Consider the following 19,903-nt stretch of genomic DNA (forward strand, 5'->3'; position numbering starts at 1 on the left):
TCGCACGGCCCTTGCTGCATGTCCGATTCCCGCCGCGTTCCAATCACGTTCCAGGGCCTGATCCAGACTCTCAACCAGTACTGGGCCGATCAGGGCTGCGTGCTGATCCAGCCGCTGGACCTGGAAGTGGGTGCGGGCACGTTCCACCCGGCCACCTTCCTGCGCGCGCTGGGCCCGGAGCCGTGGAATGCGGCCTACGTGCAGCCCTCGCGCCGTCCCACCGACGGCCGCTACGGCGAAAATCCCAACCGGCTGCAGCGGTACTACCAGTACCAGGTGGCGATGAAGCCCAACCCGGACAACATCCAGGACCTGTACCTGGGCTCGCTCAAGGCGCTGGGCATCGACCCGCTGGTGCACGACCTGCGCTTTGTCGAAGACAACTGGGAATCGCCCACGCTCGGCGCCTGGGGCCTGGGCTGGGAAGTCTGGCTCAACGGCATGGAGGTGACCCAGTTCACCTACTTCCAGCAGGCTGGCGGGCTGGAGTGCAAGCCGGTGCTGGGCGAGATCACCTACGGCCTGGAACGGCTGTGCATGTACCTGCAGAGCTGCGACAACGTCTACGACCTGGTGTGGACCTACGGCCCGGACGGCAGCCCGGTGAGCTATGGCGATGTCTACCACCAGAACGAAGTGGAGCAGAGCGCCTACAACTTCGAGCATGCCAATGTGGAAGAGCTGTTCCACCGCTTCGATGCCTGCGAAGCCGAGGCCAAGCACCTGATCGAGGTCGGCCTGCCGCTGCCGGCGTATGAGCAGGTGACCAAGGCCAGTCACGCCTTCAACCTGCTGGATGCGCGCCGCGCGATCAGTGTGACCGAGCGCCAGCGCTACATTCTGCGCGTGCGCGCGCTGGCCCAGGGCGTGGCGCAGGCGTATCACGCGCAGCGCGAAAAGCTAGGGTTTCCTGGCGTCAAACGCTGATGCGGTGTCCTTCCCCCGCTGGCGGGGGAAGGTGCCCGCAGGGCGGATGGGGGCAGCACGCCGTCGCCGCCGCGCAACCCTCATCCGGCGCATCGCGCCACCTTCTCCCGCTTGCGGGAGAAGGACATCATCAAGCCACCTTCGTCGGTTGACGAACGAAGGCAAAACCAAGGTCCGACGCAATGACTCAGATGCACCCCCTGCTGATCGAACTGGGCACCGAAGAGCTGCCGGTCAAGGCGCTGCCGGGCTTGGCGCAGGCGTTCTTCGATGGCGTGCTGGCCGGGCTGGAGAAGCGCGGCGTCGCGGTCACCCGTGGCGATGCCAAGCCGCTGTCCACCCCGCGCCGCCTGGCGGTGCTGCTGCCGGGCGTGGCCACCGAACAGCCGGAACAGCGCTCCGAAGTACTGGGGCCGTATCTCAATATTGCGCTGGATGCCGATGGCAACCCGACCAAGGCACTGGCCGGTTTTGCCGCCAAGGCCGGCATCGACTGGACCGCGCTGGAGCGCACCAGCGACGCCAAGGGCGAGCGCTTTGTGCATCGCGCAGTGACGCCGGGCGCGCAAACTGCCGCGCTGTTGCCGGAGATCCTGCGCGAAGCCATTGCCGCCATGCCCATCCCCAAGCCGATGCGTTGGGGCGCGCATGCCTATGCGTTCGCGCGGCCGGTGCAATGGTTGGTGCTGCTGTTCGGCACTGAGGTCATCCCGGCCGAACTACTGGGCGTGCGGGGCGACCGCATCACCCGCGGCCATCGTTTCATGCACGAAGGCGAGGTGTCGTTGCCCGCGCCGGGCGATTACATCGACGCGCTGCGCAGCGCGCATGTGCTGGTGGATGCCGATGTACGCCGCACGCGGATCGTCGAAGAGGTCGAAGCAGCCGCCAAGCAGGCCGGCGGCCGCGCGCGCATCAGTGACGACAATCTGGAGCAGGTGGTCAACCTGGTCGAATGGCCGTCGGCGGTGCTGTGCAGCTTCGAGCGCGACTTCCTGGCGGTGCCGCAGGAAGCGCTGATCGAAACCATGGAGATCAACCAGAAATTCTTCCCGGTGCTGGATGATGGCGGCAAGTTGACCGAGCAGTTCATCGGCATTGCCAACATCGTCTCCAAGGACGTGGCCGAAGTGGCCAAGGGCTACGAGCGGGTGATCCGTCCACGGTTCGCCGACGCCAAGTTCTTCTTCGACGAAGACCTCAAGCAGGGGCTGGAAGCGATGGGCGCAGGCCTTGCCGGCGTGACCTATCAGGCCAAGCTGGGCAGCGTGGCCGACAAGGTCGCGCGCGTGGCTGCGCTGGCCGAGGCGATCGCCCCGCAGGTCGGCGCCGACCCGGCGCAGGCACGCCGCGCTGCGGAGTTGGCCAAGAACGATCTGCAATCGCGCATGGTCAACGAATTCCCGGAACTGCAGGGTATTGCTGGGCGCCATTACGCAAAAGCCGCTGGCGAGCCAAGCGAGATTTCGCTGGCCATCGACGAGGCTTACCAGCCGCGCTTTGCTGGCGACGACATTGCGTTGTCGCCGCTGGGCAAGGTGCTGGCGATTGCCGAGCGTCTGGATACCTTGGCCGGTGGCTTTGCGGCCGGCTTGAAGCCGACTGGCAACAAGGACCCGTTTGCGCTGCGGCGTAATGCGCTGGGGTTGGCGCGGACGGTGATTGAGAGTGGGTTTGATCTGGACCTTAATAAACTGCTCGCGAATGCAATCAATCAAGCAAAGATGGCAGTGGTAAGTAAAAAGGCAAACGACACGTTGAAACTTGCCAATGAGGCAAAAGAAAAAGGCGTAAACGTAAAAAACGGAATTTTTTCAGCAGAGTCTTTTAGTTTCGATATGTACGGCGAGCTTTACGACTTCATCATCGACCGCTTGAAGGGTTACTACACCGACAAAGGTGTACCCGCCACCCACTTCAACGCCGTCGCAGAACTGCGTCCCGCCTCCATCTACGACTTCGACCGCCGCATCGATGCCATCGGCATTTTCGCGACGCTACCCGAGGCCGAAGCGCTGGCCGCGGCCAATAAGCGCATCCGCAACATCTTGCGCAAGGTCGACGGCGAGATCCCCGGCGACATCGACACCACGCTGCTGCGCGAACCGGCCGAAGAAGCGCTGGCCGAAGCGGTGGAAGCGGCCATCGGCGACACCGGTGATGCGCTGCACCGCCACGACTACGTCGCCGTGCTCGCCCGGCTGGCCCGCCTGCGTCCGCAGGTGGACGCGTTCTTCGACGGCGTGATGGTCAATGCCGAAGACCCGCAGCTGCGTGCCAACCGCCTGGCGCTGCTGAAGAAGCTCGGCGACCGCCTCGGGAGCGTTGCCGCCATCGAGCATCTGTCCAGCTGATGTCCACCGCTGCCGGTGCGACGCAGTGGCAACGTGCCCAGGACGCGCTGGCCCGCCGCGACATGGCCGCAGCAGCGTCGGCGTTGCAGGCGGTGTTGGCGGTGGAGCCGACGCATGTGTCGGCTCGTGTGCTGTTGGCCGGTACCGTGCTGGCGAGCGGCAAGATGCGCGAGGCGGTCACGCAGCTACGCTTGGCCGCGCGCGATGTGGGCGACGATGTGACGCTGCGTTGCCGTGTGGCGCAAGCGCTGCTGCGCGTTGGCGAACATCGGCCGTTGCATGCGCTGCTGCGGCATCCATCGGTAGTGCAGTGTGGCGATGGCGCGACGCTGGCCTTGCTGGCGCATGTGCATCAATCCCTGGGCGAACATCCCGAGGCGCTGGCGATGATGCAGCGCGCGCAGGCCTGCGGATTCGATGGCGCGGATTTCCGCTTTTTCCTTGCCGTGCAATTGCAGTTCAACGGGCATCTGGATGCGGCAGCGCAGGCGCTGGAACAGACCTTGGCGCAGCAGCCCGGCTACGGCCGTGCGGCGCTGACGCGTGCACGCTTGCGCCGCCAGAGCGCGACCAGCAACCATGTCGCGCCACTGCGCCAGCAGTTGCAGCGCGCTGCACCCGGTAGCGAAGACCGGGCCGGGCTGGCATTCGCGCTGTACAAGGAGCTGGAAGATCTTGGCGAGACCGATGCCGCCTGGGAGGCGCTGCAGCATGGCAATGCAGTCATGCATGCGCGCTTGCGCCACGACGCCGACGCCGAGGCATCGCTGTATGCGCAGTTGGGCGCCTTGGCCGATCAAGGCGTGTTTGCTGCCCAGCCGGCTGATGCTGCACCCGGCCCGCAACCCATCTTCGTGCTCGGCCTGCCACGTTCGGGCACCACGGTGCTCGAACGCATGCTGGGTAACCATTCGCAGATTGTTTCTGCGGGCGAACTGAGCGACTTCGGTCATCAATTGCGCTGGGGCGCGGACCAGGCCGGACGCAGCCTGCTCGATGCGGGCCTGTTGCAGGCGCTGCCCACGCTGGACTACGCACAGGTCGGGCAGCGCTATCTGGAGCAGACGCAGTGGCGCGCGGGGGCGGCGCGCTGGTATATCGACAAATTGCCTGCCAATGCAGTGGCGATCGGGCCGATCGCACGGGCGTTGCCGGGTGCACTGATCGTGCATCTGGTGCGCGAGCCGATGGCGGTGTGTTTTTCCAACTATCGCGCGCTGTTCGGCGATTCCTATGCTTACAGCTACGACCTGCAGACACTGGCGCGTCATTACCAGGCGTATCACGGTTTGATGGCGCAGTGGCGCGCTGCGCTACCTGGCCGGGTGATCGATGTGGACTACGCGCAGATGGTGCGCGATCCATCTGCGGTGCTGGAGCAGTTGATGACGCGCTGCGGGTTGGCGATAGAGCCAGGGCAGATCGACATCACCCGCAATGCCGCAGCGTCGGCCACGCTGAGCAGCGTGCAGGTACGCGAGGGTGTGCATGGGCGCAATGTGGAAGCGTGGCGTCGCTATGCAACGCAACTGGAGCCGCTGAGGCAGGCCTTGTTGCAGGTGGGCATGATCGAAACAGGCGCTACGTGCTAAGCCCCGCTGACAAGCGAATGCGCTCACCGTCAGGTGGGCAGCCTGCTGTTTGATCCCCGTCAGCCCACTGCCACGTTGGCAGGTGCGATGTCCGCGCTGCTTGCGGGACCGCTGTTGGCGGGATGGATGTCACGTAAGAACCTGCGTGGATGGACGCACGGCGCGTCGTGCAAGCGGTGAGGGCATCGCGCCCTCATCCCACGTGTTTGGCAACATGTCTGCCAAGGCGAGTGCGACCAGACCTGGGCTCCATCGAGACAGCGTTCAAGTGATGCTGGTCGCTGCTCCGAGTTCAATCCAGGCCCATCCGCTTTGGCGGGGATGCCTCAAAAAAAGACCGGCAGTCATGATGACTGCCGGCCGTTGGTCACAACCGATGACTCACTGCGCGCCGAAGCGCCAGTTCAATTCCAGCATGTACGAACGGCCATAGCCGGTGTAGTTGAAGATGTTGTAGTACGGGTAGTCGGTGTAGGTGCGATCACGCGGTGGGCGGGTGTCGGCGAGATTGTTGACGGTTGCAGTCAGCGAGATGTCGTCGTTGATCGCATAGTCCAGCGTCGCATTGAAGGTGGTCCACGCTCCGACCTTGCGCGCCCCTTCCACTGCATAGCCATCGGTACTCTGCTGCGCGAGGAGGTTAGGGGTACGGCCGTAACGCTGGCCGAACAAGGTGGTGGTCCATGCATCCTTCTGCCAGGTGATCGAGGCATTGGTGATGCTGCGGAACTCGGAAGAGAAGAACGGCTCGCTCAGCAGGTCGCGCACCGGGTCTTGCGGGAACTGCTGGCTTTCATGCTTGAGCGTCAGGTTGTATTGCGCGTCGAACACAAACAGGCCCCAGGATTCGGTGGCCAGGTTGTAGGTCGCCTTGGTCAGCACACCGGAGATTTCCTCGTTGGAAATATTGACCGGGTTGATGCGGATGTTGCTCAGGCGATTGGGTACCAGCGCATCGGCGGCGGTGCGGTCGATACGCGACAGCGCGTCCACGCAGGTCGGCGAGTTGATGTCCAGGGCGCCGAGCCGGCAGGCCGATTCGTTTTGCAGCAACGCATCGGTGCTCAGGTCGCTGACCTTGTCATCGATCTTGATGTTGTAGTAATCGGCGTTGACGCTGAAGCGTGCGCTCGGCGACCACACCACGCCGGCGCCCCAGGATTTTGCGGTGATCGACTGCAAATCCGCATTGCCGGACCGACGGCCCTGGATGCTGGTGCCGGCAAAGGTGCAGTCGGCAATCGGCACGCCGGGTTCTTCGACCGCACAGCGGTAGTAGTCGTTGACGCCCTGGAAAAAGCCGCTGTCGCCAGCGAACGAGAACGCCATGTCCGGTGCCTTGAACGCAGTGGCGTAGTTGCCGCGGAACAGCAGCGAATCGATCGGGCGGAACTCCAGCGCGGCCTTGTAGGTGAACTTGGAATCGCCACCGCCGCCCTGGTTCTTGTAATCGTCGTAGCGGCCGGACAGGTTGGCGGTCAAGGTGCTCAGGATCGGCACCCGCATTTCGAAGGCCGCAGCCCAATTCTCGCGCTTGCCGCTGCCCTGGGTGCCGGTCAGCTGATAGAAGTCGCCTGCAATCACACGCGGGTCGGTCGGATTGGTCCAGTACTGATTACCGGCCTGCAACACACCGGCGACGCCGACCGCACCGGCCGGCAGGTTGAACAACTCGGTGTTGGTCAGCTGCAGGTTGACGTTCTGGGTCCAGGTCCTGGACTTGGTGCGGATTTCATCGTTGAAGCTGCGGTACTGCGCCGGCGTCAACGCGCGGTAGAAGTTGGCATCGTTGGGCGAATAGATCGGGTAGCCGTAGTACTCACCCTGCGGCGCGCCAAGGAACTGTTCGCGGAAGAAATCTTCGATGCGGTCGGCCAGCGGCCACTGCTGACGGCTTTCGATGCGATATTCCGAGCGTGCGTAGTAGGCATCGTAGGTCCAGTTGCTGGCACCCAGGCCGCCTTTCAGACCGAGCGCGATGTTGTAGGAGTCGGCAGTCTGGCGGTCGTTGTTGAAATTGTTGTTGCCGGTTTCTTCAGGCGCAAAGATACGTTGATAGCTTTCGAGTTGCTGGCTGTCCTGGTTGTAGAAAAAGCCACCGGTGTCCGACGAGGTCTGCCAGAAGCGGGGTCCGCCATTGATCTCGACCTTGGTGCGATTGAGCAATACGGTCGAGTACAGCTCGGTGTTGTCGTTGAACGCATAGCTCAGGTTGGCATAACCGCTGGCGCTGCGTTCCTTGTTGAGGATGCTGGCGTAGCCTGGTACTGCGCGGCTGCTGCAGAAGTTGCCACGGTTGGCGCGGTTGTCGTACTGCACCGACCCATTGAACAGCGGTCCCAATGCAGCGCAATTTTCGGCGCCGGGATCGATATAAGTGGTTGGCAGGTTATGCAAGGCAATACGCGAACCATAACGCAGCGTCGGGTCCGGATTGTCGTTGGTGGAATCGAAGTCGCGGCGCTGATAGCCGTAGATCGGATCCTGATTGTTGAGCTGCAGGCCCCACACGATGTTGGCGCCGCCGATCTCGTTGCCGCCGGTGAGCTGAAAGCGCTGGTTGTTGCCGCCACCGCCGTCGTAGGTGCCCATGCGGTAATTCATCTGCACGCCGTCCATGCGCTTTTTCAGGATGATGTTGACCACACCGGCGATGGCGCTGGAGCCGTAGATCGAGGACTGGTTACCGGGCGCTACGTCGATGCGCTCGACCATGCCCACCGGCACGCTGGCCAGATCGACGAAGTTGCTCTGGCCGTTGTAGAGCAACGGGTAGTCGGCCATCGGCCGGCCATCGATCAACACCAGGGTGAAGCCGGGATCCAGGCCGAGCAGGCTCAACGATTTGGCGCCCGCAGTGAAGCCGCCACTGAACTGGCCATCCTGCACCGCGCCGGTGGCCATCGGTTGCGAGCGCAGCACGTCGTAGACGTCTTTGAAGCCGCGGCGCTGGATGTCCTGGGCGGTGATCGAAAACACCGGAGTTGCGGTTTCGACCTGGGAACGGGGGATCAACGACCCTGTCACCGTCACCTTGTCCAGTTGAGTCACTTCACCTTGCTCCTGTGCCAGTGCAAGCGATGGCATGGTCAGGGCGGTGCACACGGCGGTAACCAGCAAATGACGCTTCATGAAACGAACCTCTCTCTCCAAAGGTATGAACGGGCGCGCGGCAATCGGGGGGCCGCACGCAATGGGTGCCAACGAAACGTTAACAACATGCCGACTGTACCTAGTTCCGTCCGGTGCCGTATAGGCGTGTTTGCGCAGATTTTTTGTCCCTTCACACCTAGGCTGGGTATCCTTTGCCGATGCTTAAAGCCGTCTTTGCTCTTTCCCTGCTGTGCACCCTGTTCGTTCCGCTGCAAGCGGCTGCCCGGGCGACCATCGACAAGATCGAGATCAAAGGGCTGGACGACGGCGACGATGCCGAGATGATCGAGAACATCGAGGTCTCCCTGTCTCTGTATGAGGCCGTTGGCAAAGAGCAGGGCGAGTCGCGATTGGAGTACCTGCTGGCGCAGGCGGAGCGGCAGACGCGCGAGGCGCTGGAGCCGTTCGGTTATTACTCGCCGACCATCGAACTGGCCGCGCCGCGCAACGGCGACAAGGTGACGGTGGTGATCACAGTGGACCGCGGCGAGCCGGTCCGGGTACGTACCTCGCATATCTCCATCACCGGCTGGGCCGAGCAGGACCGTTATCTGGGGCAAGACCTCAAGCAGTTCGAGCCGCGCGAAGGCCAGGTCTTCAGTCATCCGCAATACGAAGCCAGCAAGGTCCGCATCACCCGGCGTCTGGCCGAGCGTGGATACTTCGACGCCGACTTCACCCAGCGCCGGGTGGCGGTGACGCGCGCCGAACACGCTGCCGACATCGACCTGAATTGGGACAGCGGCCGTCGCTACGACATGGGCAAGGTGCGCTTCGACTACGACTACTTTCGCGATGGCCTGTTCGACCCGCTGGTGTATTGGGACGAGGGCAGCTACTACCACGAAGGCAAGCTGGATCGGCTGCGCGAGTCGCTGACCAAGCTGGATTACTTCAGCACCATCGATATCCAGCCCAAGCCCGAAGACGCCGATGCCGATGGCCGGGTACCGGTGGACGTCAAGCTCACCCGCGCCAAGCGCACCGTCTACACCTCCGGTCTGAGCTACGGCAGCGAGAGCGGCGCCGGTGTGCGCGGCGGCGTGGAGCGGCGTTATGTCAATGCGCGTGGCCACAAGATGGACACGCAGCTGGACTACGCGCAGAACCGCAAGAGCCTGACCACCAGTTACCGGGTGCCGGCGTTCCGCTGGCTCGACGGCTGGTACACCGCCTCGGCGCGCCTGTACGACGAGCAGACCGAGTACATCGACCTGCGCAACGTCAAACTCACCGGCAGCCGCAGCGGCCAGATCAACGAGCGCTGGAGCGCGATTGCCTCGATCAACGCCTTGCGCGAGCGCTGGCGGTTCAGCAGCGGCAACGATTTCGAAGGTGCGGTGTACGAAACCTCCACGCTGATCTATCCGCAGCTGCAGGCCAACTACATCAATGTCGACGACCGGCTGTTTCCGCGCAGCGGTGTGTCGGGCCAGGCGCTGATCCGTGGTGGCGCCGAAGGTGCGGGCTCGGACACCAACTTCGGCCAGCTCTATGGGCAGCTGCGCTGGTTTTTGGGCGCAGGCGAGAACGGACGGGTGATCCTGCGCGGCGAAGGCGGCACCACCTGGACCAGCGATCTGGTGGCGATGCCGCCCAGCCTGCGGTTTTTTGCCGGTGGCGCCAACAGCATCCGCGGCTACGCCTTCCGCGAAGTGGGCCCACGCACGCCCAGGCCGGACGAATTTGCACTGGGCGCCAAGAACGTGGTCACCGGCAGCGCCGAGTACGAGCATTACCTCAAGGGCGGCCCGTGGGGCGGAGCGGTCTTTGTCGATAGCGGCAGCGCCTTCGACGACCGGCCCGACTGGCATACCGGCATCGGCTTCGGTCTGCGTTGGCGTTCGCCGGTGGGACCGGTGCGCGTGGATATCGCACACGGCTTGAACGACCCCGACTCGCAGTTTCAGCTCTACATCGATATCGGGGCCAACCTGTGAGCACACCCACGCCACCTGCAGCACCGCGCCGCGCGCGTTTTTATCGCCGACGCCGGTTCTGGGTGGGCTCGGGGCTGACCGTGCTCGGGCTGGTGCTGCTGGCCCTGATCGCGCTCTATTGGTTGCTGCAGACCGTGGCCGGGCGCGACGTGTTGCTGGCGCAGGTGGTTGCGCGCCTGCCGGTGGGCGCCAGCTTTACCTACGGCAGTGTCGAAGGTCCGGTGGCCGGCCCGCTGACCTTGCGCAATGTCGACTTCACCTATCAGGACATCCACTTCACCGCCGAGCGCGTCTATCTGGAGCCGGATCTGCGCCCATTGCTCGGCCGCAAGCTGCAGCTGGATGCGGTGCAGGTCAGCGACGCCACGTTGAACCTGGGCAAGAGCGACGAACCGTTCAAGCTCCCCAGCTGGCCCGAGTCGCTGCCGCAGATCAACGTGCCGCTGGCGATCCAGGCCGACAAGATTGCAGTGGACAATCTGCGCATCACCCAGTTGCAGCAGCCGATGATCGTGCTGCACAAGATGCAGGGCGGGTTGGAAGTGGCGACCGGCGAACTGCGCACGCGCGACCTGGTGATCGATACCGACATGGGCGACTTCCGCCTGCATGGCGATTACATTCCCAACGACGCTTACCACGCCGATCTCACTGCCACCGCGGTGCTGCCGGCTGCGCGGGGCCGCACGCCGGCCAGCCTGGGTCTGGTCGCACGCGGTGACCTGGACAAGATGGAAGTGGCGATCGCCGGCCGCGCGCCGGCGCCGCTGCAGGCCAGCCTGGTATTCACCGGCCGCGACGACCCGACCTGGGCGTTCAAGGCCGTCACCGAGGCACTGGATACCTCGCTGCTGATTCCGGCCGCCGCTGGCGCGACCAATGCACCGGCCACGCCGATCGCGTTGAACCTGACCGCGTCCGGCAAGGGCGGTAACGCCGATCTGCAGGGCAGCGTCAAACAGGGCGCGCTGAGCGCGACCTTGCAGCCGTCGCACATCAGCCTGCAGGAGCAGGTGTTGACCGTCGAACCGTTGGTGATCGATACCTTCGAAGGGCGCACCCAGCTGCGCGGCACCGCCGATTTCCGCGATACCCAGAATCCGAGTTTCCGTTTTGCGGTCAATGCCAAGGGCCTGCGCTTCACTCCCGCGGTCGACCCGGCCACCCCCGATGCGCCGGTGGTACCGGTGGAATTGATCGATGCTCGCCTGGGCGTGGCCGGCACGCTGAAGGCGTGGGCCGCGATCGGCCGTGCCACCGTGGAGCGCGACGGTCAGCGGGCCGCGCTAGTGTTCGACAGCCGTGGCAACGACCAACGCGCGCAGCTCAAGCAGGTGCAGGCCACCACGCCGGGCGGCTCGCTGGATGTCACCGGCGAAGTGGGCTGGGCACCGGAGCTGCAGTGGGATGTCACCGCGCAGCTGGCCAAGTTCGACCCGGGCTATTTCGCGCCGGGCTGGAACGGCAATCTGTCCGGCAAGATCGCCTCCAAGGGCCGGCAGTTGCCGGCGCCGGCCGGTGGCGTGTCGCCGGGCTTCGAAGCCACCGCCGATGTTCCCAGCCTGACCGGCCAGCTGCGCCAGCGCGCGCTGGCGGCCAACGGCAAGTTCGCCCTGCGTGGCGAACAGGGCGAGGGCGAACTGCAACTGTCGCTGGGCAATAGCCGCGTCACTGCCAAGGGCAAGGTCGGCGATCAGCTCGATATCGCTGCGCAACTGCAGCCGCTGCAACTGGACGACGTGCTGCCTGGCGCTACCGGCACCGTGCGCGGGCAGTTGCAGGTCAGCGGCCGCCGCGATGCGCCGGACATCACCGCCGACATCGCCGGCAATGGCCTGCGCTGGAACACCTACACCGCGCAGAGCATCAGCTTGCGTGGGCGCCTGCCGTGGCGCGGTAGCGATGGACAACTGGCGCTGCAGGGCACCGCCATCGAAGCGGGCGTGGTGCTGGACAGCGTGCGCGTGCAGGCACGCGGCGCGGTGGAAGCGCTGCGTCTGGATGCCGATATCGCCAACAGCATGGCCAGCGTCGCGCTGCAGGGCGATGTGCGTCGTAATGGCGCGCGCTGGCAGGGCCAGGTCGCCACGTTGCGCATCGCACCGTCGAAGGGCGATGCCTGGGCGCTGCGGCAGCCGGCGCAGTTCAGTACCGATGGCGCGGCCTTCACCTTGTCCGACACCTGCCTGGGTGCAGCCACCGGCGGTGCGCTGTGCGCCAGCGCCAACTGGCCGCGCGAGGGCATGGTGGTGCATGGCGACGCGTTGCCACTGTCGTTGGTGCAACCGTGGTTGCCCAAGCAGGAAGGCCGGCAGATCTATCTGCGCGGTGAGCTCGCACTCGACGGCAGCTTCAAGCCGCGCGGCAATGCATGGGAAGGCAGCTTCCGCATCGCCTCGCCCGAAGGCGGTATCCGCCTGGGCGAAACCCGCTACGCCGCGGTGGCCGGCAACCCCAATCGCGGTGAGTTGCTGCGCTACGACCAGTTCAGCATGCAGGCCGATTTCACCCCGCAGCAGATCCAGGGCAAGCTCGGTGTCGGCTTCCAGGGCGCAGGCTTTGTCGATGCCAAGTTCAACACCGGCTGGGACGCGTACGCGCCGCTCAATGGCGAGCTGTATCTGAACATGTCGCGGCTGTACTGGCTGGAGCTGGTGGTGGCCGATGTGGTGCGGCCCAAAGGCCTGGTCGAAGGCCATGTGAGCCTGCGCGGCACCCGCGACAAGCCACTGCTGGGCGGCGACGCCACCCTGAGCGATTTCACTGCCGAATACCCGTCGATGGGCCTGACCTTGAGCGAGGGCAAAGGCCGCTTCGACGCCCTGCCGGACGGCTCGGCCAAGATCACCGCCTCAGCCAAGTCCGGCGAGGGCACGCTCACCGTCGATGGCGGGCTGTCGTGGTTCGGCACCAGCACGCCATTGCTGCTCAACATCCGCGGGCAGAACGTGCTGGCCTACAACACCAGCGAGTTGCGCATCATCGCCAACCCGGACATGCAGTTCGGCATCGTCGACAAGACCATGCAGCTGCGCGGCAAGGTCACCGTGCCCGAGGCCGATATCGACCTGGAACGCCTGGATCGCGGCACCTCGGTGTCCGAAGACGTGGTGGTGCTGGACCCGGTCGATCCGGAGGTCGCTCCGTCCTCGCCATTGGATATGGACCTGGCGATCGTGCTCGGCGACAAGGTCAACATGAGCGGCTTTGGCCTGAAGGGCGGCCTGAGCGGGCAAATGCAGATCCGCGCGCGCCCGGGCCGTGAAATGACTGCCAATGGCGGGCTGGATGTGCGCGGCCGCTACAAGGCCTATGGCCAGGATTTGACTATCAGCCGCGGCCAGCTGACCTGGAACAACAACATCGTCTCCGACCCGCGCGTGAGCCTGCGCGCCGAACGCAAGATCGGCGATGTCACCGCCGGTATCGACGTCAGCGGCCGCGCCGAATCGCCACGCGCCGATGTGTGGTCGGAGCCGGCGATGTCGCAATCCGAAGCGCTGTCGTACCTGGTACTCGGCCGCGGCCTGTCCACCGCCAGCAGCGACGAAACCCAGCAAGTCAGCGCCGCCTCGGCTGCACTGTCGGCGGGCAGCAGCCTGATCGCCTCGCAGATCGGCGCCAAGCTCGGCCTGGACGAAGCCGGCGTCAGCCAATCCAGCACGCTCGGCTCAGTGGTGGGCTTCGGCAAATACCTCTCGCCCAAGTTGTACGTCGGCTACGGCGTCTCGATGATCGGCGGCGGCTCGGTACTGACGCTCAAATACCTGCTCAGCCGCGGCTTCGATGTGGAAGCCGAATCCAGCACGGTGGAGACCAAGGGCTCGGTGAATTGGCGGCGGGAGAAGTAATTTTTTAGGGCCTTCATCACATATTGACAAAGCTGACTCATCTGTTCATGCTGCCGAGGGCGGATGGGGGTGCGAGCCACCTCTCCTGCAGAAAATTCAGGGGGACGTAACCATTGACCGTCCAGCGCCTCGCGCGGCGGCGCTGTGGCCGTCGTATTGTTCGATATCGGATTCGTATAGGAAAGCAGGATGCATCTCGACAAACGTGCGTGCTTGCAGGTCTTGCTTGCGTTAATAGCGTCATTGTCTGGAATGTCCGTGGCCGTCGAGATGAGCAGCCATGGCAAGATTACGTATGTAAAGAATGGTTGGTACGCCGAAGGAACTGCGGTACATCATTCCATCGCCCCAATCACGGGTTGCGCAACACTGAACGAGTTTGTTATCGACAGGCTCCATTTGTGTCATACCAAGAGCCAGTCGTTATAGCTTAAAAAGCATACGTACGCGATCTCGACCTGGATCTGGTGATGGCCAAGGTATGTGAGGTTTTGGCACGCGAGAGAAAGCGGCGCTAGGCTTCTTTGAATAAATGACATTGTCTCGCTTCTTTTGCCTGTAACTAGGGCGAAGTAGGGATTGACTTGAGCCAATATTGAATTCTGCGGAGCGAGAGAGTGAAAACTACATCCATGTTTCTAACCGCATCTGTGCTCATCGCCATGTCAGGTCCGGCCGACGCATTACAGTGGTTCTCCGGCCGGGTTACCTCGATCGAGGCGACTTATATGCCGGCGCGCATTCCATTTAGACTGAGCGAAGGCAATACAGCCTGTCCTATTGGTAAGGCGCTGAACTGGGCAAACCCTAGTGTTGATAACAATAAAGCGATCTACGCTGCATTGATGACCTCGCTGACAACGGGCAAGAGAATCAACTTTGTCATCGAGGATAACGACGTTACGTGCACTGGGCGGTTTATATATCTTGAAGATTAAACTGCATCCCATTTTAATAGCGGACGGTTTTTATATTCCCCCTTAATAACGATATCCGCTTAAAAGGCGGTATGCGTTATAAAGCTAAATTTACGAAAATTTTTTTGGCCTGTATTATTAAGAATACGCCGGCTGCATATTCTTAAAGCTATATGTGAAATAAGGGGAGCATATGTTGGGCGTAAAATCTAAAAGCCTTGCTGCATTAATTCTACTAATTTCAGCTGCGTCATCGCAGGCGCAAATGGTTTCCCCAGAATCAGAATTCGACAAGCGCGTACGTAGTTCTCAATCAGTTCAACCACTTGGCGATAAGCCGTTCGGTGAACTCATCGACCTTTATACGGGTGCAATCTCATTTAGGCAGGTAGACATAGTTCAAGAAGGACAAGGTCTTCCCATTGAGCTTTCCAGAACGTTAGAAATCAACGACCGCAGTTTTCTTACAACCGATTCACGTGCTTTTACAGACTGGCGCCTTGAAGTGCCGCGAATTGAAACAATAATTGCTGAAAGGTTCAACCTGAAATGCGTGAACATTTCGGGCGCGCCAACTATTGTTTTGAACAGTAGTGCATCGTCCAGTCCGATCTTCTATCCCCCAGAACAGTGGTGGGGAGGCTATCAGCTAGTTATACCTGGAAGCGGCCGCCAAGATTTATTAAAGCGTGATGCATCCAACGGCTTCGCGCCGCAAGCCATGAATGTAGACGGCGGTGTAGTCGACTTTCCGATCCTAACAAAAAGTCAATGGATGATCGGTTGCCTGCAAAAAACGTCTAATGGTTTGGGCGGGGGCGATGGATTCTTTGTGGTCTCTCCAGAGGGAACAAAATACTGGATGGATTGGGCTGTTACTAAGAGATACGACAACGTAGGTTTTGCTCAGCCAAATTTTGGTGGTGTTGCACGTAATGTGGCGATGCGACTTGTTTCCAGGATAGAAGATAGATTTGGAAATTCGCTTAATTATCAATACGATGCTGCCGGAAATTTGACGAGAATAATCGCGAGTGACGGGCGAGTTCTCTCTATAAATTACGAGCCATGGTCCCAGCGGTGGGCATCTGGAACAACTGAATCTGGTACCCGCATCACGTCGGCTGTGCTGCAGACTTCAGATAGCGCACCTAGAACGTGGTCGTATCAGTATGGCGTACTTGCAGATACACGTACACATCTAGTTGGGATGATACAGCCCGATGGCTCGTCATGGGCATTTGACCTCGGGGGATTTAGTCGAGCGGGGGAATATTCGGCTATTACTTATCCAACCGACAATGGATGCTCTTTTGTCACCAAGCCAAGCGCTGCTACCGCCATAGGAACCATGCGCCACCCTTCAGGGCTAACAGGCGTCTTTACAGTGGGCTCGACAATCAGAGGCCGTTCTTACGTCCCTTATCTTTGTGATAATTCATTCAATCGTAGAACGCTAGTTCATCCCAATGTCTATGGCGCGCGGACACTTGCAAAGAAAGAATTTTATGGGCCGGGAGTTGCGTCTCGGGTATGGTTCTATGAATACTCGCCTCCAAACAATAGCTGGAGCAAGGATTGCAATGCCGGTTGCGCTTCTACAACCTGGACCAACGTTATAGATCCTATGGGGAGCGCAACGCGCTATACCTACAGTAACAGATTTGACGTGAGCGAAAGTCAACTTCTCAAATCCGAGCAATTCTCAGGAGCTGTCGGTACGAGCCTGGTTAAAACTCAGCAGAATTCATATGCCTCCGCTACAAATGGACCTTGGCCGGCTCGTTACGGAGAAACTTTTGCAAATAACTTAAACTCGGATCAAATGACACGTGCCTCCCCACTCAGCTCAAGAGTGATAGGTCAAGACGGCACGGCATACACATATTCGGTGCGCAGCTACGACGCTTTCGCAAGACCGACCGCAGTTGCGAGGTATACCCCGTGGCATGGCCGAACTGATGTCGCCACTTATTATGACAACACTCAGAAATGGATACTTGGCCAAGAAGCAAGCTCCACGAATAGCGACACCGGTCTAGTAGAGCGGCAAATTTCTTATAATGGTAATGCGCAGCCAATCTCCATCACGGAATTCGGAAAACTGAAGCAAGCCATTGGATATAACGGTGATGGAACGATTGCTTATGTTACGGACGCTAATAACAATTCCATTACGCTCGGTTCTTGGAAGAGAGGAGTGCCACAATCCATTCGCTTCTCGGACGGAACCACAATTTCTGCAAGCGTCAATGACAATGGTTGGATAACGTCAGCGATTGATCAGAATGGTTACAAGAATAATTATAGCTATGACGCGATGGGGCGACTGTCTACAATCGTATATCCTACAGGCGATAGCTCGGTATGGAACACAACTGTGCAATCTTTCGAGCAGGTAGGTGCTTCGGAATACGATATTGCGCCGGGGCATTGGCGCCAAACGGTAGTTACCGGAAATGCTCGAAAGATCACTTACTTCGATGCGATGCTGAAGCCGCTACTTACGCGGGAGTACGATGCGGCAAATGAAACTGGGACGCAGCGGTTTCAGCGTTTTTCATATGACACCGTAGGTCAGTTGATATTCTCTTCTTACCCGGGAAGTAATAGCTCGCTGAGCACGGGCTATCGAAACGGTTACGATATTCTAGGAAGAATCACTTCATCATCCCAGGACTCTGAGCTTGGCCGACTAAATACAATTACTAGCTATCTTGCTGGTAATCAGACCAGTGGTGCTAATCCGCGCGGACAGGTCACTGTTACAGGCTATCAGGTCTTTGATCAGCCGGCTTATGATAAGCCTGTTTGGATACAGCATCCGGAAGGAACTTACACTGATATTGCGCGGGATCTATTTGGCAAACCAACATCAATCACCCGGCGTAACGCAAATTCATCTCAGGTGCTGACGCGTAGTTACGCCTACAACGGCAGTCAAGAGCTGTGCCGCTCAGTGGAGCCTGAGACGGGCGCCACCTTAATGGGATACGACCCTGCCGGAAACATGAAATGGTCCGCTGCCGGACTTCCAGCGGATGTGGGTTGTGATCTGAATGGAACAAGCGCGACGATCGCGGCGCGTCGAGTAGATAGAGCCTATGATTCGCGCAATCGTTTAACCGCGCTGCTCTTCCCTGATGGAAACGGAAATCAGCGATGGACGTACTGGCCGGATGGTTTAGTCAAGCAGATAACTACAATCAACGGCGGTGTAGCCAATTACAACAGCTACACCTACAACAAGCGTCGTTTTCTTATTGGCGAGAGTCAAGGGCAGGCGGATGGCGAAACCTGGGCGATCAGCTCGATCTACAATGCAAACGGTCACCTGGCGATGCAGCGTTATCCTACGGGCATGACGGTTGACTACGCTCCAAACGCGTTGGGCCAAGCCACACAGTCCGGGAGCTACGCGACAGGTGCTAGCTATTATCCAAACGGAGCGCTTCGGCAGTTTACATATGGAAATGGCATTGTTCACAACATGGTGCAGAACGCACGACAGCTGCCCGACACTAGCGAAGATGCCTTTGGTGGCAATATCGTATTAAGTGATGGCTATGACTATGACGCAAACGGTAACGTTGCAGCGATTACAGACGGGGCGACTGCTCGCAATCAGCGCGGCAACCGAACGATGACATATGACGGGCTGGATCGTTTAAGGTCCACCGTATCTCCAATGTTCGGCACAGCCGAGTATCGCTACGACGCATTGGATAATCTGACCTACGTTAAAGCACCTGCACGCGAGCATTTCTATTGCTACGATCCGTATTGGCATCTCACCAATATCAAGATTAACGAGTGCTCTGGAAGCACTGTTGTCGGTCTTGCGTACGATTTACAGGGCAATCTCATCAATAAGAATGGGCAGGCGTACGTCTTCGATTTCGGGAATCGCCTGCGTGCTGCAACAAATAAGGAAAGCTATCGCTACGACGGCAACGGTAGGCGTACCCAGGCAACACAATCAAGCGGCAGCGTAGGGTCGATGTATGATCAATCTGGGGTTTTGCGCTTTCAGAAAAATCAACGCCGTTCCAAAATGACAGAGTATGTTTTGCTGGGCGGCAGCAACGTGGCGGAAGTCGAATGGTCATTTGGACAAGTGCCAGCGATGAAGGACATCCTAACCTGGACCGCAAGCCCAGGAAGCGTGCGCTATGTGGTTGAGGAAAGTATCGACGGGCTGACGTGGACTTCTGTTTACGAGGGCGATCAAACCACGTGGACCTCGTTGTCCCGTCCCTCCGGAACATATTCGTATCGTGTGCTCGCCTGTACGCAGGGTGGGGCATGCACTGAGTTGTCTGGAGTGTCACATGTCAAGCGCTCCGCGGCAGATATCGTTCCGCTGCTCTATCAACTTCTGCTGAACTGACTAGAACAAATTTTTGATTCGAAAGAGCTAAAACTCCAATAATGGTATCTCAGATGCTAAATCCACGATTCAACCTTAGGAATTTTCTTCTGGTGTTCTGCACTCTGCCGTCATTTCTATGTAGTGAAGCGTTTGCAGCTCCATATGTAGTCATGGGGAACATAGTTACCCGTCTCAATACAGGTTGGGGTGCTGAGGGTTTGTATGTCGAAACAGCTGGAACGTCGCAGAACGGGGCAGCATGCGGCACGGGCAATGTCTTTTTCATAGAGCAAGGGGGCTTGATGAACAAGGAGATGACATCATTGTTAATGATGGCGATGCAGAACGACTTCCCAGTCGATCTTTATGTAGACGGATGTCTAAATAGTGCGATGAGACTGAAAGCTGTCTATATCAATAAAAGGCGATGATGTGGGTTCTTATTCATTCGGTTTGCTTCTCTTACTCGTTACAGCGGTGCCTGTTAATGCATCTGCAAGTGAGTGGGTGCGTGATGTCGAAGTCACCCAGCTTGGTACTTATCAGGCGGTCAGTACACATCTTGTGTGGTTCGGAACTCTTTCGCAAGAATGCAAGAATTCTCCGGCGATGTATTTCGATGAAGCCAAGCCGGGAGGTAGATCGCTGATGGCAGTATTAATGTCTGCGCTGGTAAACAAACGAAAGGTGGATTATCAGGCGGCTGGTTGTGAAATCGTTGAGGTCTACCTTAAGTAATGCATAAGTGGTCAATAAGCAAATTTTCTTGCTCTGAATTTATCCGTACCTAGGGGTGT

The 19,903-nt window shown here is 59.9% G+C and carries 9 protein-coding genes; 8 read left to right on the forward strand and 1 reads right to left on the reverse strand.

Annotation, left to right across the window (positions count from 1 at the left end; genetic code table 11):
- Positions 1-18: 18 nt before the first annotated feature.
- From glyQ to ASF90_RS04925, 3 genes are all read left to right on the forward strand, one after another.
- Entirely contained in the window at positions 19-927 is a 909-nt protein-coding gene (glyQ, locus tag ASF90_RS04915) for a glycine--tRNA ligase subunit alpha (protein ID WP_055846691.1), read from the forward strand.
- A 182-nt stretch (positions 928-1,109) separates the two neighbouring features.
- Positions 1,110-3,281, forward strand: coding sequence for a glycine--tRNA ligase subunit beta (gene glyS, locus ASF90_RS04920; RefSeq protein ID WP_055846694.1), 2,172 nt, complete (start codon positions 1,110-1,112; stop codon positions 3,279-3,281).
- The gene (locus tag ASF90_RS04925; protein WP_055846696.1) at positions 3,281-4,873 is read left to right on the forward strand and encodes a sulfotransferase; all 1,593 of its coding nucleotides are present in this window, start codon (positions 3,281-3,283) and stop codon (positions 4,871-4,873) included. Before glyS ends, ASF90_RS04925 begins: the two co-directional genes overlap by 1 nt.
- Positions 4,874-5,254: 381 nt before the next feature.
- Here the strand turns inward: ASF90_RS04925 and ASF90_RS04930 are convergent, their stop codons facing one another.
- The gene (locus tag ASF90_RS04930) at positions 5,255-7,945 is read right to left on the reverse strand and encodes a TonB-dependent receptor (protein WP_193552648.1); all 2,691 of its coding nucleotides are present in this window, start codon (positions 7,943-7,945) and stop codon (positions 5,255-5,257) included.
- A 239-nt stretch (positions 7,946-8,184) separates the two neighbouring features.
- Here ASF90_RS04930 and ASF90_RS04935 point away from each other — a divergent pair, with 239 nt between their 5' ends.
- The 5 genes from ASF90_RS04935 (at position 8,185) to ASF90_RS23270 (ending at position 19,844) form a co-directional block, all read left to right on the forward strand.
- Positions 8,185-9,966 (forward strand): autotransporter assembly complex family protein, encoded by a 1,782-nt coding sequence (locus ASF90_RS04935; RefSeq protein WP_055846702.1) that lies wholly within the window; start codon positions 8,185-8,187, stop codon positions 9,964-9,966.
- Entirely contained in the window at positions 9,963-13,817 is a 3,855-nt protein-coding gene (locus ASF90_RS04940) for a translocation/assembly module TamB domain-containing protein (RefSeq protein ID WP_055846704.1), read from the forward strand. The genes ASF90_RS04935 and ASF90_RS04940 overlap by 4 nt, the downstream gene beginning before the upstream one ends.
- Positions 13,818-14,434: 617 nt before the next feature.
- On the forward strand, positions 14,435-14,755 hold the full coding sequence (locus tag ASF90_RS04945) for a hypothetical protein (protein WP_236699207.1): 321 nt from the start codon (positions 14,435-14,437) through the stop codon (positions 14,753-14,755).
- 172 nt (positions 14,756-14,927) lie between these two features.
- Positions 14,928-19,124: an RHS repeat protein gene (locus ASF90_RS23265; protein ID WP_115560700.1), complete on the forward strand. Its 4,197-nt coding sequence runs from the start codon at positions 14,928-14,930 to the stop codon at positions 19,122-19,124.
- A 414-nt stretch (positions 19,125-19,538) separates the two neighbouring features.
- Positions 19,539-19,844 carry a hypothetical protein gene (locus ASF90_RS23270; RefSeq protein ID WP_153066607.1) on the forward strand — a complete coding sequence of 102 codons (306 nt, stop codon included), beginning with the start codon at positions 19,539-19,541 and terminating at the stop codon, positions 19,842-19,844.
- The last annotated feature ends 59 nt before the right edge of the window (positions 19,845-19,903 follow it).

Origin of the sequence: Xanthomonas sp. Leaf148, from assembly GCF_001423585.1 — a bacterium.
Taxonomy (GTDB): Bacteria; Pseudomonadota; Gammaproteobacteria; order Xanthomonadales; family Xanthomonadaceae; genus Xanthomonas.

What these genes read in the sequence shown, in the direction of transcription:
- glyQ (WP_055846691.1), top strand. Translation starts at nt 19, where the DNA reads ATGTCCGATTCCCGCCGCGTTCCAATCACGTTCCAGGGCCTGATCCAG.
- glyS (WP_055846694.1), top strand. Translation starts at nt 1,110, where the DNA reads ATGACTCAGATGCACCCCCTGCTGATCGAACTGGGCACCGAAGAGCTG.
- ASF90_RS04925 (WP_055846696.1), top strand. Translation starts at nt 3,281, where the DNA reads ATGTCCACCGCTGCCGGTGCGACGCAGTGGCAACGTGCCCAGGACGCG.
- ASF90_RS04935 (WP_055846702.1), top strand. Translation starts at nt 8,185, where the DNA reads ATGCTTAAAGCCGTCTTTGCTCTTTCCCTGCTGTGCACCCTGTTCGTT.
- ASF90_RS23265 (WP_115560700.1), top strand. Translation starts at nt 14,928, where the DNA reads ATGTTGGGCGTAAAATCTAAAAGCCTTGCTGCATTAATTCTACTAATT.